Genomic DNA, 26,387 nt, shown 5'->3' with positions numbered 1-26,387 from the left:
CCTTTAACAGTTAAGATTTCACAAGGCCCATACACCAGCGCAACACCGCTTTTTGTGCATGAAGCCGGTTTTCTGCTTCGTCAAAAATGACAGATTGCGGACCATCCATAACAGCGGTCGTTGCCTCCTCATCCCGATGGGCAGGCAGACAATGCATGAAGATCGCATCGCTTGACGCTTTCTCCATCAAGCTTCGTCAATCTGAAAGGGTTTCAGCATGTTGTGCCGTGCACCCACATCGTCGCCCATGGAAACCCATGTATCGGTCACAAGACAATCAGCACCGCTTGCGGCCTCAACCGGGTCACGTGTGACATGAACATTTGCACCAACCTGTTTCGACCAATCCAGCGCGACGGGATTTGGTGCCAATTCCTCAGGGCAGGCAACGCGCAACTCAAAGCCAAACTGGCCGGCTGCATGTATCCATGACGTAACCATGTTGTTGCCATCACCGCTCCATGCGATGACCTTGTTGGCAATAGAGCCTTTATGCTCTTCAAATGTCAGGACATCCGCCATCAGCTGGCAGGGGTGACTGAAGTTGGAAAGGCCATTTATAACAGGTATGGTCGCATGTTTGGCCAGTTCCAAAAGCTTGTCATGGCTATCGGTTCTGAGCATGATCATGTCTACCATCCGCGAGAGAACCTGCGCAGTATCTGCGATGGTCTCCCCCCGGCCAAGTTGCATGTCCTGACTATTGAGAACCATTGTATCCCCACCCAGTTGTCGCATGCCCATATCAAAGGATACGCGCGTACGGGTTGAGGGAAACTCGAAAATTGTTGCGAGCGTATGACCTTCGAGCGGACGGCCTTCATCCCGGGTTCCTTTGGGCAAGCCTTTGCGAGCTGTTTTAACGCGCAAAGCGTCGTCAATCATGGCGCGCAACTCTTGAGCCGAAATTTCATGCAAATCCAGAAAATGCTTTGGTTGTGTCATCAGGCCAACTCCTCACACGCCGCTTCCAGCGCTGCAATAAATTCGCTGATCTGCTCTTCTTCGATGATCAATGGCGGCAAGAGACGGACCACATTATCACCACCTTTTGCTGTCAAGGCGCCCTGTTTACGCAGAGCATCGATCAATTGCCCGTTTTCCACCTTGCATTTCAATCCAAGATGCAGCCCTACGCCCCGCAATTCTTCAAGAACTGTTGGATACCGATCTACAACGCCGTGAAGTGCCTGTTGCAAATGATTGGCCAATTGATTTACCCGATCCATAAAACCATCTTCAGTCATTGTATCAACAACAACTGTCGCAACCGCCATAGCAAGCGGGTTCCCACCATAGGTCGACCCGTGACTTCCCACATTCATGCATTGAGCGACTTTTTCAACAGCCAGACAGGCCCCAACAGGAAACCCGTTACCGAGCGCTTTTGCCGAACTCATGATGTCAGGAATAACGCCTGAATGCTCATAAGCAAAAAGTTTACCGGTACGGCCCATGCCCGTTTGAATCTCATCAAACATCAAAAGCAGGCCATGTTCATCACATAGAGCACGCAACTGCTTGAGGAATGCGGGGTCCACCACCTGAATACCGCCCTCACCGAGGATTGGCTCGATAATAATGCCACCTGTCTCAGGAGTAATTGCCGCCTTCACTGCATCGATATCTCCGACGCTTACGTGATCAAAGCCATCGACCATCGGGCCAAAACCTTCCAGCAGTTTCTCCTGCCCGGCAGCGGCGATGGTTGCCAAAGTCCGACCATGAAAGGAATTTTCAAATCCGATAACCCGGTAGCGTTCAGGCTGGCCATTAACGCTATGGTATTTACGGATCATTTTCAGACCGCATTCGTTGGCTTCCGCGCCTGAATTACAGAAATACACGGTGTCTGCGAAAGTGGCATCAACCAGTTTTTTCGCCAGCTCTTCCTGCCCCGGAATACGGAACAGGTTTGAAATATGCATCAGGTTTGAGGCCTGATTACTTACAGCCTCGACAATTTTCGGGTTGTTATGGCCCAAAGAAGTGACAGCAATACCGGCAAAAAAATCAAGATATCGTCGCCCGTCATTTCCGAACAGGTACGCACCCTCTCCTTTTTCAAAGGAAAGATCAGCAGGGGCATAGTTCGATAACAATGCGGGTATCATGTGCCTTCTCCACAAGTTGCAAAATAAAAGCCATAACTAAGAAGATCGCTCCTCATCAAGGGAGGAACGATCCGGGAAAGCGCGGAAGTATTGACAGCAGAAGGTTTTCTGTCAATCAAACTCTTCAAATATGCCCTCTTTTTCTAGGCTTTTAACTTGTACCCGCGTGAAAACAGGAACCAGACGACACCAAAGAGCACAAGATTGAGACTGGCGACAACAATAGCCCCTGTAATTTGCGAGCTGTCTGCCGTTCCGATAAAGCCATAACGGAACCCGTCAATCATGTAAAAGAACGGGTTTACGTGGCTGATGTCGTACCAGATGCCAGTTAATCGTTCGACAGAGTAAAATGTCCCCGACAGAAATGATAATGGCATAACCACAAAATTTGTCACCGCGGCAATATGATCAAACTTGTCTGAGATAATACCACCAATGACACCGAGCAGCGCTAACATCAACCCAGCGCCGACCAGAAAAAACAGGACAGCCGCCCAGGAGTGAATCTGAATATCGATAAAGAAATACATACAGGTCGCCACAGCTATGGCAACTACGATACCCCGGGCCAACCCGGACAGTGCGAAAGCCAGTGTCAGCTCAAGCGCGCTCAACGGAGGCATTAACACGTCTACAATGTTCCCTTGCACCTTGGAGATCACCAGCGACGACGATGTGTTGGCGAAAGCGTTTTGAATCACCGACATCATGATGAGACCCGGTGCCAAGAAAGCTGAAAAAGCCACATCACCGACATACCGGCTGGTTCCGCCGAAGGCCAGTGTGAATACCGCCAGAAACAGCAGCGTGGTCATCATCGGGGCAAATACCGTTTGCAGCGGCACTTTCAGGAACCGTAAAATCTCTTTTTTCAAAAGAGTATAAAAACCAAGTCCCGGAATATGCTTAATCTCACCCAAGACGCGCCGGATGAGATTAATGTAGATGGATCATTTTCAGTTGTCTGTATGCTCATGGCCCATTACATATTCCTTTAGTCCGCAACAGGCAAGTCACCGTTGTCACACAATTGTGATTACGCATGCCTGACAGAATAAAATCATCGGGGAGACACACATGAGCGTACAGATTTTTCACAACCCAAGATGCAGCAAATCCCGCCAGACACTGGCACTTATCGAAGACAAAGGAATAAAGCCGCAAATTATCGAATATCTAAAAACACCGCCAAGCCGCGAGGAACTGGTTGATATACTTGCAAAGCTTGGAAAAAGCCCTAGAGAATTGATGCGTAAAGGAGAGGCTGAATATAAAGAAAATAACCTTGCGGACGAATCTTTAAGCGACGATCAGCTCATTGATGCGATGATCGCACACCCAAAACTGATTGAGCGCCCAATTGTTCTAAATAATGGGAAAGCTCGCGTTGGGCGCCCACCGGAGTCCGTATTGGAAATTCTGTAAAATCAGAACGGGACAGATTTTAAGCGGCAAAATGGGCCTAAATTAAAGAGACTGGGCAATTCCCGCTTTTCATATAGCAGATCCCTATATAAGCTAACCCGATAAGCGGGCCCTGCCCCACAATTAAAAACAAATAACAGGAGAAAACAAAAATGGCTGAAGCCGTCATCGTATCCACTGCAAGAACACCAATTGGCAAAGCCTATCGCGGGGCGTTTAACAACACCCACGGTGCTGACATGGGTGGTCATGTAATCAAGCATGCTGTTGAACGGGCTGGTATTGATCCCGCTGAGGTTGAAGACGCACTCATTGGTGTTGCAAACCCAGAAGGCGCTACAGGTGGCAACATTGCCCGTCAGGCGGTTCTGCGTGCTGGCCTGCCGGTTACAACATCTGCTGCCACTGTAAACCGCTTCTGCTCTTCCGGATTGCAAACAATTTCAATGGCTGCACAACGCGTTGTTGTAGACCAGGTCCCAGTAATGGTCGCTGGCGGTCTTGAAAGCATCAGCCTTGTCCAGAACGAGCATATGAACGTATTTCGGGGTCGCAACGAATGGCTGGAGCAAAACAAGCCAGCCATTTATGACCCTATGCTGAAAACCGCGGAAACAGTTGCCACCCGTTATGGCATCAGCCGCGAACAGCAGGATGAATATTCCTTGCAAAGCCAGCAGCGCACAGCCGCAGCGCAGGAAGCCGGGCGATTTGATCAGGAAATTGTTCCGATGACAACGACAAAGATACTGGTCAACAAGGAGACAGGAGAAACCCTCGAAGAGGAAGTCACCCTGACTAAAGATGAAGGCAACCGCCCACAGACCACACTGGAAGATCTTGCAAAACTGAAACCAGTATTGGGTGAAGACTGCTTTATCACTGCAGGCAACGCCAGTCAGCTTTCAGATGGTGCCTCCGCCAGCGTGATCATGGATTCCAAATACGCTGAGAAAAACAATATCGAGCCGATGGGAATTTACCGCGGTATGGTCGTTGCCGGTTGTGAACCCGATGAGATGGGCATTGGACCCGTGTTTGCTGTTCCTAAACTGCTGAAACGGCACGGCCTGAAAATGGATGATATCGGGCTTTGGGAACTGAACGAGGCCTTCGCTGTACAGGTTATCTACTGCCGTGACAAACTCGGCATTCCAAATGAACTGCTAAATGTGGATGGCGGTGCTATTTCAATCGGCCATCCTTATGGTATGTCCGGTGCCCGTATGGCGGGACATGCGCTTATCGAAGGCAAACGCCGCGGTGCAAAATATGTTGTTTGCACCATGTGTATTGGCGGTGGTATGGGCGGTGCAGCGTTATTTGAAGTTGTATAACCCAACCTGACACCAGATAATAAAAACCGGTTTCGCAAGAAGCCGGTTTTTTTTATGCATAAAGGTCGCTCAACGCGCAGTTCAGACCAATAAACCTTGCGCCTTTTGGGCAAATACTGGTACCTATCTGGAACAGGCGCATAACGAAAAACCAACCGAAAGACGCTTCATGCCGACACAAAAAACGCTGGGTTATATTGCTATTATGGTGGTCGTTTGCATGTGGTCGGGATGGATAGTGACGTCTCGTTCCGGTGCGACATCACCGCTGACAATTTATGATATCGCGGTCTTACGATATGGCGTATCGGCGTTGATTACCTTTCCATTTCTGCTGCGCTACAAGCCCTGGAAAACACTTAGTCTGCCCCGTCTTCTCATAACCAGCCAACTGGCCGGTATTCCCTATATCCTTGCCGTTTTCCTGGCGTTCGAGCTGGCCCCGGCAGCACATGGCGGTATTTTCATGAACGGGGCGCTGCCAGCGATTACACTGCTTCTTGGCTGGGTCTGTTTTAAAGAACATCCCAATCGGGTTCAATATGGTGGCGCTGCGCTGATAATTACCGGGGCGGCACTCACCCTTTTTGGCAGCAGTGGATCAGGGGAGGGCGAAAATCTGATGTGGTTGGGTGACTTGCTATTTCTTTTTTCCGGCCTGTTATTCGCACTCTACATGGTGTTTTCCAAATTGTGGTTACTGACGCCCAGTCAAATCCTATTTTGCAGCTCAGTCGTAAACGCAGTTATTCTGGTGCCAGTCTGGTACTTTTTTCTCCCCACTGGCGTTCATGAAGCGACGTTGTCTGAAATTCTGCTTCAAGGGGTTTATCAGGGTGTTCTCGCAACGCTTGTTGGATTGCTGCTGGTCGCATTTGCGGTGAGGCATATCGGTGCTCCGACGGCTGCTGCCTTCATGTCGGGGGTGCCCAGTATTGCCGCAATTTTGGGATATTTAATACTGGGTGAAGAAGTGAATTTATGGGTCTGGATCAGCCTGCTGCTGTTGACTCCCGGTATTATTCTAACTGCAGTTTTCAGTCAGGAAAAATACAAGAGACCAATAATTACCGCGCTTAAACAGTCGTAAAAAAACCCGCAAAACAATCGTTTGCGGGTTTTAATGCCTAATACGTAACCTGTGTTATCGCGTTGGTGTCGGTGTATCCGTTGAATAATCATAGAACCCCCGATTGGACTTGCGACCAAGCCAACCTGCTTCTACATATTTCACCAAAAGCGGACAGGGACGATATTTCGTATCTGCGAGGCCTTCATATAGAACCTGCATGATGGAAAGACACACATCAAGCCCGATAAAATCGGCAAGCTGCAGGGGGCCCATTGGATGGTTGGCACCAAGTCGCATCGCTGTATCAATCGCCTGAACCGAACCCACACCTTCGTACAAGGTATAAATCGCCTCATTGATCATCGGCAACAGAATACGGTTCACGATAAAGGCCGGGAAGTCTTCCGCAGGAGTAGGAGTTTTTCCCAAATTGACCGAAAGATCACGAATAGCATTAAACGTCTCTTCACTGGTCGCAATGCCGCGAATGAGCTCTACCAGCTTCATCACGGGAACCGGATTCATGAAGTGCATCCCCATGAATTGACTGGGTCGATCCGTCACCGCCGCGAGGCGGGTTACAGAAATCGAAGATGTGTTTGTTGCGATAATTGCCTCAGGCTTAAGCTGTGGACCCAGCGGCGCAAGAATGGCTTTTTTAATTTCCTCATTCTCTGTCGCCGCCTCGATCACAAGATCAACTTCAGCCAGATAATCATCGGTTAAAACAGGCTTGATTCGAGCGAGAGCTGCAACTCTGTCCGCATCTTCAAGCTTGCCGCGACCTACCTGACGCTTGAGATTATTATCGATAACGGACAAAGCCCGCTCGAGCTGAATCTCTCCCACGTCTTTCAAAAAAACATCATAGCCCGCAACTGCCATTACATGAGCAATACCATTGCCCATCTGACCGGCACCAATAACGCCAACTTTGTTAATCATCACTTATCATCCTGCCTTGGAGTGAGACAGAGGATCATAGCTTCGCAATTACCGCAAACACAAGTCATTAAAGCGCTTCTTCCAGTTCTGGCAACGCTTTAAAGAGATCGGCAACAAGACCATAATCCGCAACCTGGAAAATCGGTGCTTCTTCGTCCTTGTTGATTGCGACAATTACTTTACTGTCCTTCATACCTGCCAGATGCTGGATCGCACCGGAAATACCAACAGCAATGTATAGCTCAGGAGCAACAACCTTACCTGTCTGACCAACCTGATAATCATTAGGAACAAAGCCGGCGTCAACCGCAGCACGGCTCGCACCAACAGCAGCGCCCAGCTTGTCAGCAACAGCTTCAAGCAGGTGGAAGTTATCCCCTGACTGCATGCCGCGACCACCTGAGATCACAACCTTAGCAGATGTAAGCTCAGGACGTTCTGATTTGGAAAGCTCGGCACCAACAAAGGTTGAGAGGCCAGCATCGGCAGCAGCGGAAGCATTTTCAACAGCAGCGGAACACCTTCTGCGGCGGCTGCAGCAAAGGCAGTTGCGCGAACTGTGATTACTTTCTTGGCATCGGAAGACTGAACTGTTGCCATTGCGTTACCCGCATAAATCGGACGGACGAAAGTATCTGCAGAGACAACTTCAGTAATTTCGGAAATCTGAGCAACATCAAGAAGAGCAGCAACGCGAGGCAGTACGTTTTTACCAACAGTTGTCGCTGGCGCCAAAATTGCGTCATAGCTGTCAGCCATGCCAACAATCAGATCAGCCACATTTTCTGCGAGCGCATTTTCGTAAATTGCATCGTCAACCAGAATAACCTTGGCAACGCCATTTACTTTTGCAGCCTCTTCGGCAACGGCGGCACAACCAGCACCAGCAACCAATACATGGATATCACCACCAAGAGCCGCGGCTGCAGTTACCGTGTTCAATGTTGCACTACCAAGCGCAGCATTATCGTGATCAGCATAAACCAGTACAGTCATTAGATAACCCCCGCTTCATCTTTAAGTTTGGATACAAGCTCTGCAACGCTTTCAACCATAACACCAGCTTCACGCTTGGCAGGTTCTGTGACTTTCAGCGTTGTCAGGCGAGGAGCCACATCGATACCCAGATCAGCGATATCTTTCTCATCAATCGGCTTTTTCTTGGCTTTCATGATATTTGGCAGGGACGCATATCTTGGCTCATTCAAGCGCAGATCGGTTGTAACAACAGCTGGCATTTTCAGATCAACTGTCTGCAAGCCACCGTCAATTTCACGTGTCACTTTGACAGTACCATCGCCCAAATCAACTTCAGAGGCGAATGTACCTGTGACCAGCCCATCAATGCTGCAAACATCTGGCCTGTCTGATTGCTGTCATCGTCAATGGCCTGCTTACCCACGATCACCAGATCAGGATTTTCTTCAGCCGCTACAGCTTTAAGCACTTTTGCAACGCCAAGTGGCTCAACTTCGGCATCTGTTTTAACCAGAATACCGCGATCAGCACCCATAGCGAGGGCTGTACGGATTGTTTCCTGCGCGGCCTGCGGGCCAACGGAAACAACAACAATTTCTGTTGCTTTACCAGCTTCTTTTAGACGGAGGGCTTCTTCGACGGCAATTTCATCGAAGGGGTTCATAGACATTTTAACGTTTGCGAGATCTACACCTGTATTATCCGCCTTAACGCGAATTTTCACATTGTAGTCTACGACACGCTTAACAGCGACGAGAACTTTCATGGATCGGTTTTCTCCAAGCCAAATGGCCCTTCGGTCCTACAGATTATTCACATACCTGCATCCGTTAAGGGGGGGCGTTTAACTTTCTTTTTCGGCAGCGCACAATAATTAGCAAATGACAATCTGTCAAACAAACAGCGCGACCTATTTATTTCAATGCCCCACCGGTGTTTTAAACGATCATTTGAAAGGATTAAAGGCTATCTGTTTGCCCCAGGGACCCAAAGTACATCTGACGCCCCTTTTTCATTGGTATAGCGAGCTAAAACAAAGAGTAAATCCGAAAGCCGATTTACGTAACGTATTGAAATTTCGTTTATTTCTTCAACAGTTGCAAGGGAAACCATTCTCCGTTCAGCCCTGCGACAAACTGTCCTAGCATGATGCAAATGTGCCGCTACTGGCGTTCCACCTGGCAGAATAAAGGAATTTAGCGGTGAAAGCTCACGATTCAACGAATCGATTTCCTGCTCCAGACGTTCAACCTGTTGTTCTGCAATACGCAAGGGAGGATATTTGGGATTCTCTTCGTAGGGAGTACATAAATCCGCCCCTAAATCAAACAGGTCATTCTGAATTCGGCCCAGAATTTCGTCGACATCTGTGTTGCAGTGCAATCTTGCCACTCCGATAATGGAATTAAGCTCGTCTACATCACCGTAAGCATCAACGCGGCAATCATCTTTTGATACACGGGCGCCGTTACCCAGAGACGTCTGCCCCTTATCACCCCCGCGAGTGTAAATCTTCGTCAGCTTCACCATATTCCAGCACTATCCTTCATTAAGGCCTAAAGCTAGACCGATCATGACGAGCGCAATGGCAATTGCCTGCATAACAATCCGCAGGCGCATAAGTTTGTTGCTTGTCAGTCTTCTGTTTTCACCCTGACGGCCCATATTCAGGACCCCTAACAGAACGACAAGCGCTGTCGCAATTACAGCAGCAATAATGAAATAGTTGATCATCCTTTTCGCTTAGCACATATTGATCGCCCTACCAAGCAGCATTACCAAAACAGGCACAGAGATCACAATATGAAGCATGATGTAGTCATTATAGGCGGCGGAGTGGTTGGTTCCGCGATTGCATATTTCCTGAGCAAGTTTGCTGGCAGTGATACGTCAATTGCCGTGATTGAAAAAGACAGCTCCTATCAGTTTGGATCGACTGCCCGTTCTGCTGGAGGGATTCGCCAACAGTTTTCTACGCCAGAAAACATCAGAATTTCCCAATTCGCTGTGGAATTTTTACGGGATATTTCCACCCATTTGGGAATTGATGGTGAGAAAGTTGATGTCAGCTTTACCGAAGGCGGATATTTGTTTTTAGCAAAAGATCACCAGATCCCTGTACTTTATAACAATCATGAAATCCAAAAACGGGAAAATGTACCCGTAGCCCTGCTTGATCCAGAGGATCTTGCAAAAGCTTACCCATGGATGAATGTATCTGATCTGGCTGGAGGATCTGTTGGACTTGAAGGTGAAGGCTGGCTGGATGCATATGGGCTGAATCAAGCCTTTCGCAAAAAAGCCATTTCTCAGGGTGTTTCCTATGTAAAAGATGAAGTGACAGCACTTACGATAAGTGATGGGAAAATAACGTCAGCCACACTCGCATCCGGTGCTTGTATCTCTGGAGGACAATTCGTAAATGCGGCAGGCGCCTATGCTGATCAGATCGCAAAAATGGCAGGTATTGAACTGGAGGTTCGAAGCAAAAAAAGATTTGTATACTCGTTCAGTTGCAGGGAAGAAATTGAACGATGCCCGCTGACAATCGATCCAAGCGGAGTCTATTTTCGGCCCGAAGGACACCAATTTATTACTGGATGCTCCCCCACTGCGGACAAGGACCCTGACTGTCGGGATTTTGATGTTGATTATGGCTGGTTTGAAGAACATATCTGGCCTGTTCTTGCTCATAGAGTAAAGGTTTTCGAAGCCATCAAGCTCGAAAATGCGTGGGCGGGGCACTACGCCTATACCCTTCTGGATCAAAATGCCGTACTCGGTCCACATCCGGAAATTTCAAATTTTTACTTTGCAAATGGCTTTTCTGGGCATGGATTGCAACAGTCACCAGCAGTTGGCCGTGCAATCGCCGAGTTGCTTCTGTTCAACGAATATCGCACACTGGATTTGTCCTGTTTCAAATTTGAACGGCTGATAAACGGCTCTGCTGTTCGCGAGATTAACGTTGTGTGACCGAACGACGGAGCTATAGCAGGTCTGGCCGTACGGATTGGCAGAAGAAATGTAAGCTACAGATGCGTAAGGTGAGTCATTTTTAGGTTTCTGGAAGAAATTCTGAAGTTGCATACGCAATGCTGGAAACACTTTTTTCAGCAAAATTGCCTGCGCATGGCGACGGCCCTGAGCTACCAAACCTTATTGGCGCTGGTTCCGCTCGTCGTTCTGGCCCTTTCGCTTCTCACTTATGTAGACGCCTTCTATTCCTTGCAGGATGACATCATCTTCTTTCTGTTTGATAACCTGCTGCCAGCAACAATCGTTCATGTTTACGATATTCTACAGGACATTATTTTGAACGCTGGGGAGCTTACATTTTTCAGCCTGATTGGTCTGGCCTTAACGGCATTATTGTTATTTCAAAGTATCGAAGCCAGCTTCACGCAAATCTGGCAGGCAAAAACAACCCGGAATATTTTCAAACGAATAACCGCCTATAGCCTGTTATTGTTAGCCGGACCAGTTGCGCTAGCTAGCAGTTTGACATTGGTTCGCTGGATCGCCAGCCTGACAGAAGAGGCAAGTGGCATTTCATTACAGGCATATGTAGATTACTTTCGGTTTCTCATCCCCTTTTTAATTACCTTTTTCATACTTTGGTTGCTTTACAGGCTGGTTCCGGTCCGTCTTGTACTCTGGAGCCATGCAGCAATCGGCGCTGCTTTTTCAGCTTCGCTATTTGTTGCAGGGAAGTATTTCTTCAAACTGTATCTAATGTTATTTCCCAGTTATCAAATGATATACGGTGCGCTTTCGATTCTGCCGTTATTCTTAATCTGGTTATATGTTTGCTGGATTCTGGTCTTACTCGGAGCGACAATCACCGCGGTACTTGGGTTTAACTATAAGGCGGATTTAAGCCCCCGAGAGAATCCAAAGGATGTAAATGAACTTCCCGGCACAGAATGCTAAAAACCTAATCTGTCCGCAATTCGGTGCCATGTCAGAACAGCAGGCATAAACCAAGGGGTTCCTGAATACAGGGGGCGTCCCCGCATTGGAATATCATCAAAAACAGTACGGCCTTCCTCAGATTTACCGAGGATTTTATATCCCAGCTTTGTACCAAAGTAAGAAGAGCGGGCAACTCCTGAGCCGCAATATCCCATTGCAAAATGCAATCCACCCATATTGCCAATATGCGGAGTGTGATCAAAAGTATAGGCAACGAGACCAGACCACGCATGGCTAAGTTCGATATTTCTCAGTTCCGGAAATATATCACTCATGGAATTTCTGAGAATACGCACATTTCGAGCTGTATTTTCATGATAACCGGACGCACGCCCACCAAACAGAATTCGCTTTCCATCAGGGGACGTTCGATAATAGGCGATAATCCGGCGACTATCCCCATACATACGACGCTTTGGCATTAACCTGTTGATCACATCCACAGGTATTTCAGCGGTCGCGACGAGTGCACTTCTAAGCGGCAATATCCGCTTTTTCAGATCCGAAAATGGGTTGCCGGTATATCCATTGGTACAAATAGCGACCTCACGCGCCTGAACATTTCCGCGCGTTGTTTTTACAAGCATAGAAGCATTGAGTCGCTCTAACTCAAGAACTGTTGTTTCACTAACCAAATGGACACCCGCATCCTTCACTTTTTGAACGAGTGCCGCGTGATATTTCGCCGGATGCAAGCCACCATCGAGTTCATAGACAACGCCGCCATGAAAACGATCGCTCCCTGTTTCACGACCTTGATCTTTACGCTCGACCATGTGCCCTTGAACATCACAAGCCTCCTGCAGGTTTTCCAACTCTCGTGCCATCGCGTCAAAATGCGCACCGCTCATGGCACCACGAAAACGACCGACCTGTTGGAAATCAGCATCAATGGCTTCGTCTTTGAGAAACTGCTTCATGAAATCAACGAACCCTACACTTTCGCGCAGGATTTCATTTGTTTTTTCCTTCCCAAATTCGGCCTGTAATCCGCGAACACCCAGTTTGTGAAAACTGGGACCAACCATACCGCCATTTCGACTGCTCGCTCCTTCGCCAAGCTTGCCCGCCTCAATTACCGTAACTGTCGCTCCCCCTCGTGCCAGTACCAAAGCTGCACACAAACCTGTGTACCCAGAGCCAACAATCACAACATCGCTTTTTGCAGTCGGGAAATTTGTTAATCCGGTTGATAAGGGTGCTTGATCCCACCAGTATGGTGCCTGCTTCATTTTCAGTCCTTTACAGATTTTCAATCACTGTAAGTAGCGATAAATGTCAGGACAATAAAAAAGGGGCTGCATAACAGCAGCCCCACATAGTCAACACACAAACCGACTTTTTATCTAGTTAGCACCATCGAGAAGACGACGGGCAATCACTTGCGCCTGAATTTCACCAGCGCCTTCAAAAATGTTCAGAATACGTGCATCACACAGCACCCGGCTAATGGGATATTCAAGAGCGAAACCGTTACCGCCATGAATCTGCAATGCATTATCAGCAGCGGACCAGGCGACCCGTGCGCCCAGCAACTTGGCCATACCCGCCTCCAGATCACAACGACGCCCTTCATCCTTGGCACGTGCAGATGCGTATGTCAGCTGACGGGCCATCATGATTTCCACTGCCATAAAGGCGAGTTTCCCGGAAACACGCGGAAATTCAATAATTGGCCGCGCGAACTGAACGCGATCCAACGCATATCGAATGCCCAGTTCCATCGCATTTTGCGCAACACCCAAAGCGCGGGCAGCCGTTTGAATACGGGCACTTTCGAAGGTTTGCATCAACTGCTTGAAGCCGTTTCCTTCTTCTTCACCCAACAGGTTTTCCGCCTTGACTTCGAAATTGTCAAAACCAAGCTCATATTCTTTCATGCCGCGATAGCCAAGAACCTCGATCTCACCGCCAGTCATTCCTTCGGTTGGGAAATCCTCATCCTCTGTCATATGCTGTTTTTCAGCAAGGAACATGGACAGGCCTTTGTAACCGGGCTCGTCAGGGTTGGAGCGCGCCAACAAAGTCATTACATCAGCGCGTGCGGCATGCGTAATCCAGGTTTTGTTTCCAGTGATTTTATAGACATCGCCATCTTTCACCGCACGTGTGCGTAAAGAGGCCAGATCTGATCCGGTATTTGGCTCAGTGAACACAGCGGTTGGCAAAATCTGCCCCGTTGCGATCAACGGCAACCATTTGTCTTTTTGAGCCTGCGTGCCGCCTGTCAGAATTAACTCGGCTGCGATTTCGGAGCGTGTCCCAAGAGACCCCACGCCGATATAACCTCGAGACAGTTCTTCGGATACTACGCACATGGACATTTTTCCAAGCCCAAGACCGTCATACTGCTCTGGAACTGTAAGTCCGAACACACCAAGCTCCGACATCTTGTCTACGACAGGGCGTGGGATAAGCTCGTCTTTCAAATGCCATTCGTGGGCATATGGCATGACTTCTTCATCCGCAAAACGGCGGAACTGGTCGCGGATCATTGAATAGGTTTCATCCAGACAAGGATCACCAAAATGACCTGTATCCATTCCTTCTGCAATGAGGGTTGCAAGACGCATCTTCACATCCGGTCCATAACCCTCTCTCACAAGCTTCTGAACTTCGGCTGTTTCAAACTCTGCGATTGCCTCTGCCGGAATATTCAAGTCCAAAGGGCGAATAATCTCACCCAATGTCATCGGAATTCCGCCCTTCATTTGAGCCAGATATTCAGCGAATCCAGCCTGCAACATAAGCTGCTCCAGCTCACCCAGCTTGCCTTCTGCACGCAAGGAACGGCTCCAGTGTAACGTTTCTTTTAACGTTTCCACATAGGTGACGAGCCAAGCCAGACCGTGCGTTGCATACTGATTTTGCTCTACGAGTTTTGCGCTCACCCGTCCATTTTCACCTTCGGTGATGGCGGCAACTGATTTAATGGCCTGTTGTTTCAGTCGGTCAGCAGCATCAAGGGCCGCGGCACATAACTGATCAAGCCCCTCAAGAATGAGGCTGGAATTCTCTGATGTCATAAATTTTCGCTTTTTCTTGTTTTTTGAAGATATCTGTACTGATATTCGCGGGAACGTCAAGCGTTCCCGGCTTCAATCGCATCTTCAAAAGTTCTAAGCCCAGGATATTTAGCAGAAACAAGTACTGCCATATTGCCCGGTTTATGCTCGTTATTCATCATTTTGGTATGTGCCCGGGCGATATCGTCCCAAGGAAGAACCTCTGACATACAAGGGTCAATGCGACGCTCGATAACCATGTTGTTGGCCTGCGAAGCCTGCTTCAGGTTCGCGAAATGGCTACCTTGAATACGCTTTTGGCGCATCCATACAAACCGCGCATCCATCGTCAGGTTGAAGCCTGTTGTACCCGCACAAAAAACAACCATTCCGCCGCGTTTCACCACATTACAGGAGACTGGAAATGTTGCTTCACCGGGATGTTCAAAGACGAAATCAACATCATTACCTTTGCCTGTGATTTCCCAGATAGCCTTACCAAACTCGCGAGTCTTCTTCATATATTCCGAGAAGCCTTCGCCGTTCACTTTGGGCAGTTGTCCCCAGCAATCGAAATCGTTCCGATTGAGGACCCCTTTAGCACCAAGTGACATGACAAAATCTCGTTTTGATTCGTCGGAAATTACGCCGATGGCATTTGCACCCGCTGCCGCACAGATCTGCACCGCAAATGAGCCCAAACCGCCAGATGCACCCCAAACCAGGACATTGTGACCGGGACGCAGGATGTGAGGACGATGACCAAAGAGCATACGATAGGCAGTGGCAAGTGTCAGTGTATAGCAGGCACTTTCTTCCCAGGTCAGATGCTTTGGGCGTGGCATCAATTGACGATCCTGCACCCGACAGAACTGCGCGAAAGACCCATCCGGTGTCTCGTAACCCCAGATACGCTGGGAGGGAGAAAACATCGGATCACCACCGTTACATTCCTCATCATCCCCATCGTCCTGATTACAATGAACCACGACTTCATCACCGACCTTAACGCGGGTCACTTTGCTGCCAACCGCATACACAATACCTGAAGCATCGGAGCCGCAAATGTGATAAGGCTGATCGTGAACGTCAAAAACGGAAATCGGCTCACCTAAGCCTGCCCATACACCGTTGTAGTTCACACCAGCAGCCATTACCAAAACAAGCACATCGTGGCTGTCCAGTGTCGGTGTATCAACCACCTCCACCTGCATTGCTTTTTCAGGAACACCATGACGTTCACGGCGAATGCACCAAGCGTACATTTTGGACGGCACGTGGCCGAGCGGCGGAATTTCACCAACCTCATAAAGATCCTTGACGGGCGCACCAGAAGTCAGGGTTGCTGGGTCAGTTGGGGTAACGGCTTCGCTCGCAGACATCACTTGAATCCTCTTCTCAATTAATCATTCGCAGGCCTGATATCCTGCACGCCACAGAATACTATACCGCAGCGCATCATTTTTTTCTTCGTAAAACGTGTCTCCAACGTTAATAATAGGCAGATTACAAACCTTGTGACGCAGCGCAAGTTTTTTTTGCGCCGCAACACAAAGATATGATATTACGTTTGGGAAAACAAATAAGAAATAAGTGACCCGATTGTAGTTTAACGGCGAAAGATTATTATGAGCAAGATGAGCGAAAACACTGAAAAACCTGCATCTGAAGTCAAAAAGGACCGCCCCTGGCTATTTCGAACCTACTCGGGTCATTCCTCTGCTCAAGCATCAAACGAGCTCTACAGAACCAATTTGGGAAAAGGTCAAACCGGTCTTTCTGTTGCTTTTGATTTACCAACTCAAACCGGGTACGATTCGGATCATGTACTTGCTCGCGGAGAAGTCGGCAAAGTCGGTGTTCCGATCTGCCACTTGGGGGATATGCGGACCCTTTTTGATCAAATCCCGCTGGAGAAAATGAACACCTCCATGACGATCAACGCGACTTCGGCGTGGCTACTGGCGCTCTATATCGCTGTGGCGGAGGAACAGGGTGCTGACAGAAAATCCCTGCAAGGAACAGTACAAAACGACATCATTAAAGAATATTTGTCCCGTGGAACATATATCTTCCCGCCAGCCCCCAGCATGAAGCTGATTACAGATGTCGTCAGCTTCACATACAAGGAAGTTCCCAAGTGGAATCCAACCAACGTCTGCTCCTACCATTTGCAAGAAGCTGGGGCCACGCCGGTTCAGGAACTTTCATTCGCACTGGCCACAGCGATTGCGGTTCTGGATGCCGTGCGGGATTCCGGTCAAATCAGTGCCGAGGATTTTCCAGCGGCAACCGGCCGAATCAGCTTTTTCGTCAATGCCGGAATTCGCTTTATCACCGAAATGTGCAAGATGCGAGCATTCGTGGACTTGTGGGATGAGATCCTTCTGGAGCGATATAAAGTCGAAAACGAAAAATTCCGCCGCTTTCGCTATGGCGTACAGGTCAACTCACTCGGCCTGACAGAACAGCAACCAGAAAACAACGTTTATCGTATCCTGCTGGAAATGCTGGCGGTAACTTTATCCAAAAAGGCACGCGCACGTGCTGTACAATTACCCGCCTGGAATGAGGCGCTAGGTCTACCGCGCCCTTGGGACCAGCAATGGTCCTTGCGACTTCAGCAAATTGTCGCATTCGAGACCGATTTATTGGAATATGGCGATATATTCGATGGATCCGTTGAAATTGACAGAAAGGTGGAGGAGCTAAAACAGGCCGCACGGGAAGAATTGGCGCTTATTGAAAAAATGGGAGGCGCAGTAGCCGCCGTAGAGAGCGGCTATTTGAAAGAAGCGTTGGTACAGTCAAATACCAACCGCGTCCAATCTGTCATTTCAGGCGACATTACCGTTGTGGGCGTGAATAAATTCACCGAATCCACTCCTTCACCGCTAACGCAGGCTGGCGATGGCGGCATTATGACGGTCGACCCAAAAGCTGAAGCCGAACAGATCGAACGCTTGAATGCATGGCGCGCCCAACGAGATGAAAAGAAAGTAGCGGCAGCCCTTAAAGCACTGAAGAATGCCGCCACATCCGGACAAAATATCATGCCAGCTTCCATTGAAGCCGCAAAAGCTGGGGTCACAACCGGCGAGTGGTCACAAGCTTTGCGCTCCGTTTATGGAGAGTACCGAGCCCCCACAGGAGTAAGCGCCGCCCCGTCCAACAACCCCGCTGCCAGCGAAGAATTGCGAGATAAAGTTGCCAATGCCGCCAAACGACTGGGTCGCCCTGTCAAAGTACTGGTTGGTAAACCGGGCCTTGATGGCCATTCAAATGGAGCAGAACAAATTGCCGTTTCTGCAAGGGATTGCGGGATGGAGGTTGTTTATGAAGGGATCAGACTGACACCAGAGCAGATCGTCACATCCGCAAAGGAAGGAAAAGTTCATATGATCGGGCTTTCCATCCTATCAGGTTCACATCTGTCGCTGGCAACGGATGTTGTCAAACGGTTGAAAGCGGCAAATCTTGACAAGATTCCGGTCGTGGTCGGCGGCATCATCCCACCCGAAGACGCTACAGCTCTCAAACGCAGCGGAGTTAAAGCGGTCTATACTCCTAAAGATTTTAAAATGGAGGATATTATGTCGGACATGGTTGATATCGTCCTGGATCAGGAAAGCGAACCGGCCTGAGGTTTAACGGTTACTACCGAAGAAAGAAGAGGAGAGACATCACTTGGGGGAGGGGTACAGATAATCTCTCCTCTTCCAGGTCAAGCCTACAGCACTTAGGCGTTTACGAGCTCACTCATCGTAAAATTCAAAGTAAGCCGTTTTGGTTTCAACTATATACGGGCGAGAACAAGCCGTTTACTGTTCAACATACCCTTCAAATTGAAACCAACCGAACGGTCAATTAGATTATTTTAATAAATAATGCAAGAGAAAAATAAACTATATGTTTCAACACTTTACTTTCAGTTGATTTCATTTTTTTCTGCATCACCCAATCGATACATTAGGGCATTTTGATATAAATTATCAAATATATCGACGCCTTCAATGTAATGGGATCTCAATAATTTTCCCAACGCAATCACCCAATAGACATCTTCCAAATCGTTGAGAACACTATCGTTGACCAACTCGACGAGATTATATGGGTCTTTTTCATCTTCACAGGGTCGGCGTTTTAGAATTGAAAACCCCGTTTCGCCAACAGGGATCAATTGCGCAGATGAATCATCTATTTGCTCATGTGTCCAAATCGAAACATCCCGTGCCATTGTCAAAATCCCGGTGACGTAAGGCCTCGAAAATATATCAACATTATTTCGATGGTGTATTGGAGCAATTTTTTCGATGACTTTAATCAAGAGTGGGTCAGAAAAAGGCAGCAAATCTGGCCGGTGAAGAATTTCAAACCTTGCCAAATCGAAGAAAAAGCCGGTAATCCCGATTGGACGAATTTGAAAATACCCTCCCCCACCATCGCTTTCGCCGTCGTCAGACATCGCTTATCCGCCATAAGTCTTTTACTATTTTCCAGAAACTACATCACTTTATTTTGTACTAACTATTACATCTTAACTATCACGTCATTTTCTTTCGAGTAAATTCTCCCTATTTTGTTAACAAAAATACAAAAAAGAACATTTTTGTATTAAACTATACTTAATCTACAACCATTGGTTACAAAAATTACAAATTTTATACATTCTAATACTTGATTATTTAGCTCTTCATTATAATATGTTCTTTCGTTACTCAAATTTGAGCGCACTGCCAAATTTTGAAGTTGCAAATTGAATGCGGAGCAATTCACAGGCCTGCATTCAATCAAATAAGAGGGCTTCATACTCAATACCGAGCATGAAGCGTCGATTTTTTTCAAACCTATTTTTTGAAATTCATAGCCGCAGACTTTGTGGCGACATTGCCTTGAATTAGAAGGGGAGTGTTGATGGATAGCAAAGAACTTAACGAAGTTAACCTTCACATAGCATCTTCAATAAAAAAGATAAGAAAAGCACAAAAACTCACCCAAGAATATCTTGCAAAACAACTTGATCTTAGCGTTCAACAGATTCAAAGATATGAAGATGGGCGTCAGCAATTGTCTGTTGGTCGCCTGTACGAAATTAGCAAGGTCCTACAGATTAGTCCAAGTCAACTATTCCCGCCAAATGTTCTGAATAAATACAAGGACTTACCAGAAGTCGATGAACTATTAACCGACTTTCGCGAATTGCCAAAAGAAGAACGAGCCGCACTCGTCGTGCTCACTAAATCATTAGCAAAACGATTTGAGAGTAAATGAGACATTCAGCACCAATTTGGAGCCTAATTTAAAAAATTATCTCTGTTAACAGGCCTATTGAACCGAGATTGGTCAGTTACATCCTCTTCGGCAAATCGAGCGCTTGGTTCGCCATCAAAACTCGCCAGAAACAAAGCATACACGACCACAAATGCGGACGCCAACTGCTCAAATTTCTGAAACTCAGAGCCGTTTGGTTTGCGGACTGAAACAACGTCATCATTGATTTCACTGATCCAATACCCAAACCCTTTGAACAAAAACGTATTTGAACTGCTTCGCGCCAACTCCGGCAACTGAAAATTCTTCCGACTTTCAATGTATTTTGTCAGCCTGCATATTTGATGAGCGGCTGATCTATCGGGGCCTGAATATAGTAGAGTTTCCGTTAAAAATGCTGATTGAGCATAACATGGGAAGTGCAAAAAGGGCGGCGGGCGTTTTGATCTGAGGTAAGCCCTTAGGGTGTCCTCATCTTTGCATATAATGAAGTTTGTATCCTCTGAAATTTCATGCAGTTGTTCCCGTCCATTAATTCTAGTCGAAAACTTATAAAATGTTATGGGTTCGGAATTCGCTTCAACTAATTGACTAAGTGAATTCCGATCATTGATCTTCGCTAAGGACCCTGGAGGGTTTTCACCATTCATATAGTTCATTTCACTTACTCCAAATTAAACATTCTTCTCCTTTAGAAAATTCGGGGCTCTCTAATATAAGAATAGTTATCAGGCCGGACATTATCTACATAATTCGATGTTATGAGATATTTTTACATTATTAAGTTACAATATATCACCTAATTATTGAAAATTTGCTAAACTGTTCTCTTATCTGGTTACTCGGTGCGAATCTCCTATTGAAACGAGATTGCGCCGACGTGCAATGGCAATCAAGGTTGACATTATCACCATCAAGATAGCCACTAGAGCCGGGTAAATCGGTGTAATCATTGCATCCATCCAACGCCCAGTTATCGGAGCAATATTTCCTTTTCACTCGTGAATTTAATTTACCTGGTCGCGCCCAACCCCTGTTTTCGCTCGATAGTCTCGCAGCGCCGCATTCAAACTGTTTAGATATTTTCGGCATTTCGATTTTAGGGAAAAAGCCATATGTATTGGCAAATGAACTGAGGATTTTTCCAAGATCTGGAACTCCTCTCTCTCGTAAATGTCGGGCATCAGTTCAAAAAAAGACTTCACCGACACCACCAGATAATCAACACGCCGTTCCAATAAAATGCGGTACAGGTTACGGACGATTGATACCGATGCAACTTTATATCCATCGGTCATAATCTTGTTCAACGGAGGGGGTAATCTGATCCCAGAATAATACGCACCAAGGCGCCCTTTTAGACTTTCTACAGAACTGTAATCCCAGTCACCGCCCCGCAGTTTAATGACCGCGTAGGTGTCAAACGTCCACGGGATGGAGTATTCGAAATGCTCACGCCGCTCAGCATCATCCAAAATCGCAACTACAAAATCGATATCCCCATTTTTCAATTCCCTGACAACGCGGCGCCATGGCTTGGGAGCGTCCTGTACAAATTTAACGTTGAGGCCAGAAAATATGTTTTTGGCCAAATCAAAAGCAATTCCGTGCCGCAACTTACTATCCTTGCCCGGGATAACATAGGGCGGCCAAACAGGCGGGCCCGAAGCACGCATTTCTACGCAGTCATTGGCGTAAGCATCCAAGGGCTGAAGCGCAAAAACGATCTGGCACAGCACAGCAGCACCAATCATCCAACGTTTGACACAGGTTAAAGACATGATTACCACTTTCGATTGTCTTTACACCAGCATAGCACTTTTCATTCATGTAAATCTAATATTTAACAGAGAAGCCGATCAACTTTCTGATGTCTTCGGGGCTGTAGCCGTTTTCGCGCATATCTTTAAGGGTGGCAGATTTGTCGCGTTTAGCTAGCCGGCGACCTTTTATATCACTTACCAGCCCATGATGCAGATATTTGGGAGTAGGTAATGCAAGCAAATGCTGCAAAAGCCGGTGCAGATGCGTCGCTTCAAACAGATCCTGTCCGCGAACAACCAGTGAAACTCCCTGCAAGGCATCATCCAAAGTTACTGCTAGATGGTAACTTGTAGGGGTTTCCTTGCGGGCCAGGACGACATCGCCAAAACGCTCTGGATCGCATTGAATGAAACCCTTGTCTAATTCTTCAAAGTACAGTGAAGATACATCCGCTTTGTCGAGGGCCTTGCTCATATCCAATCGCAATGCGTATGGCAGTCCTTTTGAAAAATTCGCTTCGCGTTCATCCGCGCTCAGTTCCTTGCAGGTTCCGGGATAAAGCGGGCCATCGGGGCCATGCGGCGCGGAATGACTTCTGGCAATCTCGGCGGCAATTTCTTTGCGCGTGCAAAAACAGGGATAAATCAGTTCCTGTGCAAACAAGCGCTCCAACACAGCGGCATAGTCATCCAAATGCTCACTTTGGCGCCGAACAGGTTGCTCCCATTCAAGGCCGATCCAGGCGAGATCCTCGAAAATTGCATCTTCGAATTCCGCCCGGCACCTGGTGCCGTCGATATCTTCCATTCGCAGAATGAATCGCCCCCCCGCGCCCTTCGCTTTTTGATAAGCAAGGGATGCAGAGTAAGCGTGACCAACATGTAAATAGCCGGTAGGGCTGGGGGCAAAACGGGTTACGATTGTCATAAACGCTGTTTTAACCTCATGTGTGCAAAAACAGAACTGGAAAATCAGAATTTTACGCAACTTCCCTTGCAACAAGGACGACGAGTGGCTAGCTTAATTAACAGTTTATTAACTCTCTTCGGGTGCCAATGCTTCGCAAAACCTTAATAGTTGCAAATGTAATTCTGCTACTGACCGCCTGCACCCTGCCCTTTGCTAAGGACAGATCAATAGAAGGTGCGTTAGAACGGTTCGTAGCTGAATATAACAGTGACCCGATACATGGTGAGTTTACGCGCAGTGACCGCAAAGTTTTTTCAGAAGCATTGTTGCGTATGAAAGAGCGTTATGTCGATGAAGTCGACCCCGATAAACTTGTTGATGTGGCACTGAAAGAGTTGGCAATGGGCCGTGAAAGTGACGAAGAAGCCCTCACTTTGGCGATTAATGCAGTCCTCTCGTCCCTCGACCCCTATTCAGCTTACATGACTCCCGAAGCCTACCAAAGGTATCAGGATAATCTTGAAGGTAAGTTTGTCGGATTTGGCGTTCGAATTGAAATGCGAGATGGTAAATTGACGGTAATTACACCGATCAAAGGATCACCCGCAGAAAAAGCAGGCATTCAACCCAACGATATCATTTCTCACCTTAATGGATCGCCCATCAAGGGCCTGTCCCTGATTAAAGCAGTTGAAAAATTGCGTGGCCCGGAAGGATCGTTGGCGGAGCTAACGATAGTACGCGAAAATATTTCAGAACCTATTCGGCTGAAAATCCGACGCCAAGCTGTCGACATCGAACCGGTAGAATATCGTGTTGATGGAGATGTTGGATATATTCGTATCCAGACATTCAATCGCAAAACCTCGGAGAGTGTTGATGAGGCACTCGACGTGTTTAACGCCAAATTAGGCAGCTCTCTTTGCGGCGTAATTCTGGACATGCGCAATAACCCGGGCGGTCTTGTCACATCCGCTGTCGATGTAGCCGATCAGTTTTTGGAACAGGGCAATATTTTTGCCGCTGAAAACAGAGGTCACGCTTTTTCCAAAGAAGATGCCGTACCTGGCGACCGCATCAACGGAAAACCCATTGTTGTTCTGATCAACAATGGTTCCGCCTCTGCCGCTGAGATTGTTGCAGGGGCCTTGCAGGGACAGGAGCGCGCCAAGATTATGGGCCAAACCAGTTATGGAAAAGGCACCATGCAAACATTGTTTGATCTGGACAATGGGGGTGGCCTTCGCCTGACAACCGGTCGCTTTACCGCAGGAGGTAAAGCCTCTTTCAATGGAGTAGGCATAAAACCCGACATTACTGACTCTTCACAGGCAAATGAAGATGAACTGGCACCCATCGCACGGGCCGGATCCGTTCTCAATTGCCACTTATCTGTTCAGACAGCGGCAACAGCCAATATGCAATGAAATGCGTGATGAACCATGTGCTGAAGCCATCGACCACATCCGCCGTAATGATCTAGACTTTGAACGCGCTCTTGGATTGATTTCTCCTCTTCCGAGTCGCTACAAACCAGCTGGTTTTAAGCATTTATGCCAGATTATTATAGAACAGCAAGTCTCTCTGGCCAGTGCTGCATCTATATGGAAAAGGTTGACCGACGCGGTATCTCCTTTTACCCCAATAACCCTCTTGGGTTATCAAGAGGATGAATTGAAGTCATTTGGGCTCAGCCATCCAAAAGCCCGATATTGCCTTTCACTCGCCAACGAAATTCTGGAGGGGCGTCTTGATTTGGATGCGCTGTCAGATTTTAGCGACCAGGACGCAATTGACGCGTTGATTTCGGTTAAAGGGATTGGCCGCTGGACTGCTGAGATTTATCTTATTAGTTGCCTGAACCGGCAGGATATTTGGCCCGCTGGGGATGTCGCCCTGCAAACAGCGATGCAACATTTAAAAAATCTCGATACACGGCCCGATGTGTCATTAATGGATGCGTATTCAGAACCGCTACGCCCCTATCGCACATTAGGTGCGCGAATTCTCTGGCGATATTATTCTGATGTGGTAAAGCCATCGACCCGTTTGGGCAAATAACCCGCAATCCGCCCGATATACAGTAGGGTCACAAAAGATTAACACAAAATACTGTATTAGGGTTTGATTTTTTAGTCATTGCGCGCCAAACTACTGTTATCACCTATCCTTACAAGAGGCTTGTGATCAGTGACAGCGTCAGCAGAACATTTTCCTGCTCTGGTTTTAAACGCAGATTACCGCCCCCTCAGCTATTTTCCCTTATCGCTGTGGTCATGGCAGGATGCGCTAAAGTCAGTATTTCTGGGTCGGGTTAATATAGTTTCTGAATATGACCGTGTGGTGCACTCGCCTACTTTCGAAATGCGCCTTCCAAGTGTCATCTGTCTGAAACGATATGTTCAACGCAAACGACAACCTGCTTTCACACGATTTAATCTGTTTTTACGAGACGGGTTTACCTGTCAGTATTGTGGATCTGAAGATGATCTGACATTCGATCATGTACTTCCCAGACGCCTAGGTGGTCAAACATCGTGGCAGAATATTACAACTGCCTGCGCAAAATGTAACATGCAAAAAGGCGGACGCCTTCCGAAGGAAGCGCGCATGTTTCCAAAAATTAAGCCCTATATTCCATCTGCTGAAAACCTCAATGAAATGGGACGTCATTTTCCTCCAAACTATTTACATGAGAGCTGGAGAGACTTTCTATATTGGGACGCAGAGTTGCTGGATTAGACCTAAATACCGATCAATTGTTACAGAACAAACCTCCTCTCTTGCGTTTGATCAGTTGACCTAGTAATACAGGGCGTAGATATTCCTCGTATTTTTCCAGTAACAGTGACAACATCATGAATTACGGACTAGGCCTTTCTGAAAAGAAAAAGGCGCGGGAGCGCCGCAATAAATTTTTTAAGTTCCTGTTCTATATTTGCCTTCTGGGTGGTGCGGGCGCTTATGGATATTTTGAAGGCCAATCCGAAGCCGACAGACGTGTTGCCAATTATCAGGATCAACTTGATATCCTGGCGCAGGAAAACACTAATCTGAATGAAAAAATCAGAGCTGCAATGGACAAACAGAGCGCTGCCTTAACTGAGGCGCGCGCTTGGCGGGATCGATTTGAAAAAGAAATCCCTACGGGCCCGACACTGGAAATTCTGGACCTGGTGCGAGCGCGAATGGAAGATGGTGTTGATGCAACGCGGCTGCTAAACGTGATTTCACTTGTTCAGAACAAGAGCAGATGCGATGAAAATCCCGAAACCAAGCGCTTCATTGTCAATACTCCGATCTACCAATCCCCTGACAATTCGATCAGCCTTGGAAATGGAACTGTTACGGTTACCGGTGACGGTGAACCGACCCTGAATGAAGAAGGGAAACCGGAAGCCTGGTACGACCCAACCAAAGCGGTCACGATCACCTTTACCCAACTGGGCGGGAGAAGCGAGAAATTGGAAGGTCTGCTTCCAATTCAGAAAAGTCTGGTTTTTGGTACAAACGAATACCGTTTCAATATTGTCAAAGGGCGCCAAAGTTTTGCGAGTATTACAGTAACTCGCTGCGACTTTCCTTAAAG

23 protein-coding genes and 3 pseudogenes are annotated in these 26,387 nt (G+C 47.5%); 11 read left to right on the top strand and 15 right to left on the bottom strand.

Features of this window, described 5'->3' with window-relative positions:
- Positions 1–10: 10 nt before the first annotated feature.
- From argF to JCM23214_RS04070, 3 genes and pseudogenes are all read right to left on the bottom strand, one after another.
- Positions 11–945, bottom strand: a pseudogene (gene argF, locus JCM23214_RS18965) (ornithine carbamoyltransferase).
- Complete coding sequence (locus JCM23214_RS04075) at positions 945–2,114, bottom strand: aspartate aminotransferase family protein (RefSeq protein WP_025897712.1); 1,170 nt, start codon at positions 2,112–2,114, stop codon at positions 945–947. Before JCM23214_RS04075 ends, argF begins: the two are co-directional and overlap by 1 nt.
- A gap of 143 nt (positions 2,115–2,257) precedes the next feature.
- Positions 2,258–3,037, bottom strand: coding sequence for an ABC transporter permease (locus JCM23214_RS04070; RefSeq protein ID WP_025897711.1), 780 nt, complete (start codon positions 3,035–3,037; stop codon positions 2,258–2,260).
- Between the two features lie 157 nt (positions 3,038–3,194).
- Between JCM23214_RS04070 and arsC the strand changes: the two genes are divergently transcribed.
- The 3 genes from arsC to JCM23214_RS04055 all read left to right on the top strand — a co-directional run bounded on the left by arsC (position 3,195) and on the right by JCM23214_RS04055 (position 5,969).
- Positions 3,195–3,542: an arsenate reductase (glutaredoxin) gene (arsC, locus tag JCM23214_RS04065; RefSeq protein ID WP_025897710.1), complete on the top strand. Its 348-nt coding sequence runs from the start codon at positions 3,195–3,197 to the stop codon at positions 3,540–3,542.
- A gap of 152 nt (positions 3,543–3,694) precedes the next feature.
- On the top strand, positions 3,695–4,879 hold the full coding sequence (locus tag JCM23214_RS04060; RefSeq protein WP_025897708.1) for an acetyl-CoA C-acyltransferase: 1,185 nt from the start codon (positions 3,695–3,697) through the stop codon (positions 4,877–4,879).
- Between the two features lie 169 nt (positions 4,880–5,048).
- Positions 5,049–5,969, top strand: a complete 921-nt coding sequence (locus JCM23214_RS04055) for a DMT family transporter (protein WP_025897706.1) — start codon at positions 5,049–5,051, stop codon at positions 5,967–5,969.
- 54 nt (positions 5,970–6,023) lie between these two features.
- On the opposite strand, the gene JCM23214_RS04050 is transcribed toward JCM23214_RS04055, so the two are convergent.
- The 5 genes and pseudogenes from JCM23214_RS04050 to JCM23214_RS04030 all read right to left on the bottom strand — a co-directional run bounded on the left by JCM23214_RS04050 (position 6,024) and on the right by JCM23214_RS04030 (position 9,608).
- Complete coding sequence (locus tag JCM23214_RS04050; RefSeq protein ID WP_025897704.1) at positions 6,024–6,896, bottom strand: 3-hydroxybutyryl-CoA dehydrogenase; 873 nt, start codon at positions 6,894–6,896, stop codon at positions 6,024–6,026.
- A gap of 67 nt (positions 6,897–6,963) precedes the next feature.
- Positions 6,964–7,892 (bottom strand): annotated as a pseudogene (locus JCM23214_RS26465) (electron transfer flavoprotein subunit alpha/FixB family protein).
- Positions 7,892–8,640 (bottom strand): annotated as a pseudogene (locus tag JCM23214_RS18955) (electron transfer flavoprotein subunit beta/FixA family protein). The pseudogenes JCM23214_RS26465 and JCM23214_RS18955 overlap by 1 nt, the downstream one beginning before the upstream one ends.
- A gap of 200 nt (positions 8,641–8,840) precedes the next feature.
- A complete protein-coding gene (locus JCM23214_RS04035; protein ID WP_025897702.1) occupies positions 8,841–9,404 on the bottom strand; it encodes a cob(I)yrinic acid a,c-diamide adenosyltransferase in 564 nt (187 codons plus the stop codon).
- 9 nt (positions 9,405–9,413) lie between these two features.
- Positions 9,414–9,608 carry a twin transmembrane helix small protein gene (locus tag JCM23214_RS04030; RefSeq protein WP_025897700.1) on the bottom strand — a complete coding sequence of 65 codons (195 nt, stop codon included), beginning with the start codon at positions 9,606–9,608 and terminating at the stop codon, positions 9,414–9,416.
- A gap of 69 nt (positions 9,609–9,677) precedes the next feature.
- Here JCM23214_RS04030 and JCM23214_RS04025 point away from each other — a divergent pair, with 69 nt between their 5' ends.
- Positions 9,678–10,850: an NAD(P)/FAD-dependent oxidoreductase gene (locus JCM23214_RS04025; RefSeq protein WP_025897698.1), complete on the top strand. Its 1,173-nt coding sequence runs from the start codon at positions 9,678–9,680 to the stop codon at positions 10,848–10,850.
- Between the two features lie 108 nt (positions 10,851–10,958).
- The gene (locus tag JCM23214_RS04020) at positions 10,959–11,807 is read left to right on the top strand and encodes a YihY family inner membrane protein (protein ID WP_267879373.1); all 849 of its coding nucleotides are present in this window, start codon (positions 10,959–10,961) and stop codon (positions 11,805–11,807) included.
- Here JCM23214_RS04020 and JCM23214_RS04015 read toward each other — a convergent pair.
- From JCM23214_RS04015 to ccrA, 3 genes are all read right to left on the bottom strand, one after another.
- Positions 11,804–13,081, bottom strand: coding sequence for an NAD(P)/FAD-dependent oxidoreductase (locus JCM23214_RS04015; protein ID WP_025897696.1), 1,278 nt, complete (start codon positions 13,079–13,081; stop codon positions 11,804–11,806). The two genes, JCM23214_RS04020 and JCM23214_RS04015, sit on opposite strands and share 4 nt — an antisense overlap.
- 114 nt (positions 13,082–13,195) lie before the next feature.
- Complete coding sequence (locus JCM23214_RS04010) at positions 13,196–14,875, bottom strand: acyl-CoA dehydrogenase family protein (protein WP_025897694.1); 1,680 nt, start codon at positions 14,873–14,875, stop codon at positions 13,196–13,198.
- 56 nt (positions 14,876–14,931) lie between these two features.
- Positions 14,932–16,236 (bottom strand): crotonyl-CoA carboxylase/reductase, encoded by a 1,305-nt coding sequence (ccrA, locus tag JCM23214_RS04005; protein ID WP_025897693.1) that lies wholly within the window; start codon positions 16,234–16,236, stop codon positions 14,932–14,934.
- Between the two features lie 255 nt (positions 16,237–16,491).
- On the opposite strand from ccrA, the gene JCM23214_RS04000 reads away from it, so the two are divergent.
- Positions 16,492–18,498: a methylmalonyl-CoA mutase family protein gene (locus JCM23214_RS04000; protein ID WP_025897692.1), complete on the top strand. Its 2,007-nt coding sequence runs from the start codon at positions 16,492–16,494 to the stop codon at positions 18,496–18,498.
- A gap of 284 nt (positions 18,499–18,782) precedes the next feature.
- Here the strand turns inward: JCM23214_RS04000 and JCM23214_RS03995 are convergent, their stop codons facing one another.
- On the bottom strand, positions 18,783–19,319 hold the full coding sequence (locus tag JCM23214_RS03995; RefSeq protein ID WP_025897691.1) for a hypothetical protein: 537 nt from the start codon (positions 19,317–19,319) through the stop codon (positions 18,783–18,785).
- A 449-nt stretch (positions 19,320–19,768) separates the two neighbouring features.
- On the opposite strand from JCM23214_RS03995, the gene JCM23214_RS22050 reads away from it, so the two are divergent.
- Positions 19,769–20,125: a helix-turn-helix domain-containing protein gene (locus tag JCM23214_RS22050; RefSeq protein WP_025897690.1), complete on the top strand. Its 357-nt coding sequence runs from the start codon at positions 19,769–19,771 to the stop codon at positions 20,123–20,125.
- 23 nt (positions 20,126–20,148) lie between these two features.
- Here the strand turns inward: JCM23214_RS22050 and JCM23214_RS23280 are convergent, their stop codons facing one another.
- From JCM23214_RS23280 to gluQRS, 3 genes are all read right to left on the bottom strand, one after another.
- Positions 20,149–20,421: a hypothetical protein gene (locus JCM23214_RS23280; RefSeq protein WP_148301761.1), complete on the bottom strand. Its 273-nt coding sequence runs from the start codon at positions 20,419–20,421 to the stop codon at positions 20,149–20,151.
- A 711-nt stretch (positions 20,422–21,132) separates the two neighbouring features.
- On the bottom strand, positions 21,133–21,906 hold the full coding sequence (locus JCM23214_RS03980) for a substrate-binding periplasmic protein (protein WP_025897688.1): 774 nt from the start codon (positions 21,904–21,906) through the stop codon (positions 21,133–21,135).
- 55 nt (positions 21,907–21,961) lie between these two features.
- Complete coding sequence (gluQRS, locus tag JCM23214_RS03975) at positions 21,962–22,816, bottom strand: tRNA glutamyl-Q(34) synthetase GluQRS (RefSeq protein ID WP_025897687.1); 855 nt, start codon at positions 22,814–22,816, stop codon at positions 21,962–21,964.
- A gap of 128 nt (positions 22,817–22,944) precedes the next feature.
- On the opposite strand from gluQRS, the gene JCM23214_RS03970 reads away from it, so the two are divergent.
- The 4 genes from JCM23214_RS03970 to JCM23214_RS03955 all read left to right on the top strand — a co-directional run bounded on the left by JCM23214_RS03970 (position 22,945) and on the right by JCM23214_RS03955 (position 26,385).
- Positions 22,945–24,225: a S41 family peptidase gene (locus tag JCM23214_RS03970; RefSeq protein WP_025897686.1), complete on the top strand. Its 1,281-nt coding sequence runs from the start codon at positions 22,945–22,947 to the stop codon at positions 24,223–24,225.
- Position 24,226: 1 nt separating this feature from the next.
- Positions 24,227–24,859, top strand: coding sequence for a DNA-3-methyladenine glycosylase family protein (locus JCM23214_RS03965; protein WP_025897684.1), 633 nt, complete (start codon positions 24,227–24,229; stop codon positions 24,857–24,859).
- Between the two features lie 129 nt (positions 24,860–24,988).
- Positions 24,989–25,540, top strand: coding sequence for an HNH endonuclease (locus JCM23214_RS03960; RefSeq protein WP_025897683.1), 552 nt, complete (start codon positions 24,989–24,991; stop codon positions 25,538–25,540).
- A 116-nt stretch (positions 25,541–25,656) separates the two neighbouring features.
- Positions 25,657–26,385 carry a PilN family protein gene (locus JCM23214_RS03955; protein WP_025897682.1) on the top strand — a complete coding sequence of 243 codons (729 nt, stop codon included), beginning with the start codon at positions 25,657–25,659 and terminating at the stop codon, positions 26,383–26,385.
- Positions 26,386–26,387 lie beyond the last annotated feature (2 nt).

The organism is Sneathiella glossodoripedis JCM 23214, assembly GCF_000616095.1.
In the GTDB taxonomy this organism is placed as follows: Bacteria; Pseudomonadota; Alphaproteobacteria; order Sneathiellales; family Sneathiellaceae; genus Sneathiella; species Sneathiella glossodoripedis.
This window is presented reverse-complemented; position numbering and strand designations above follow the sequence as displayed.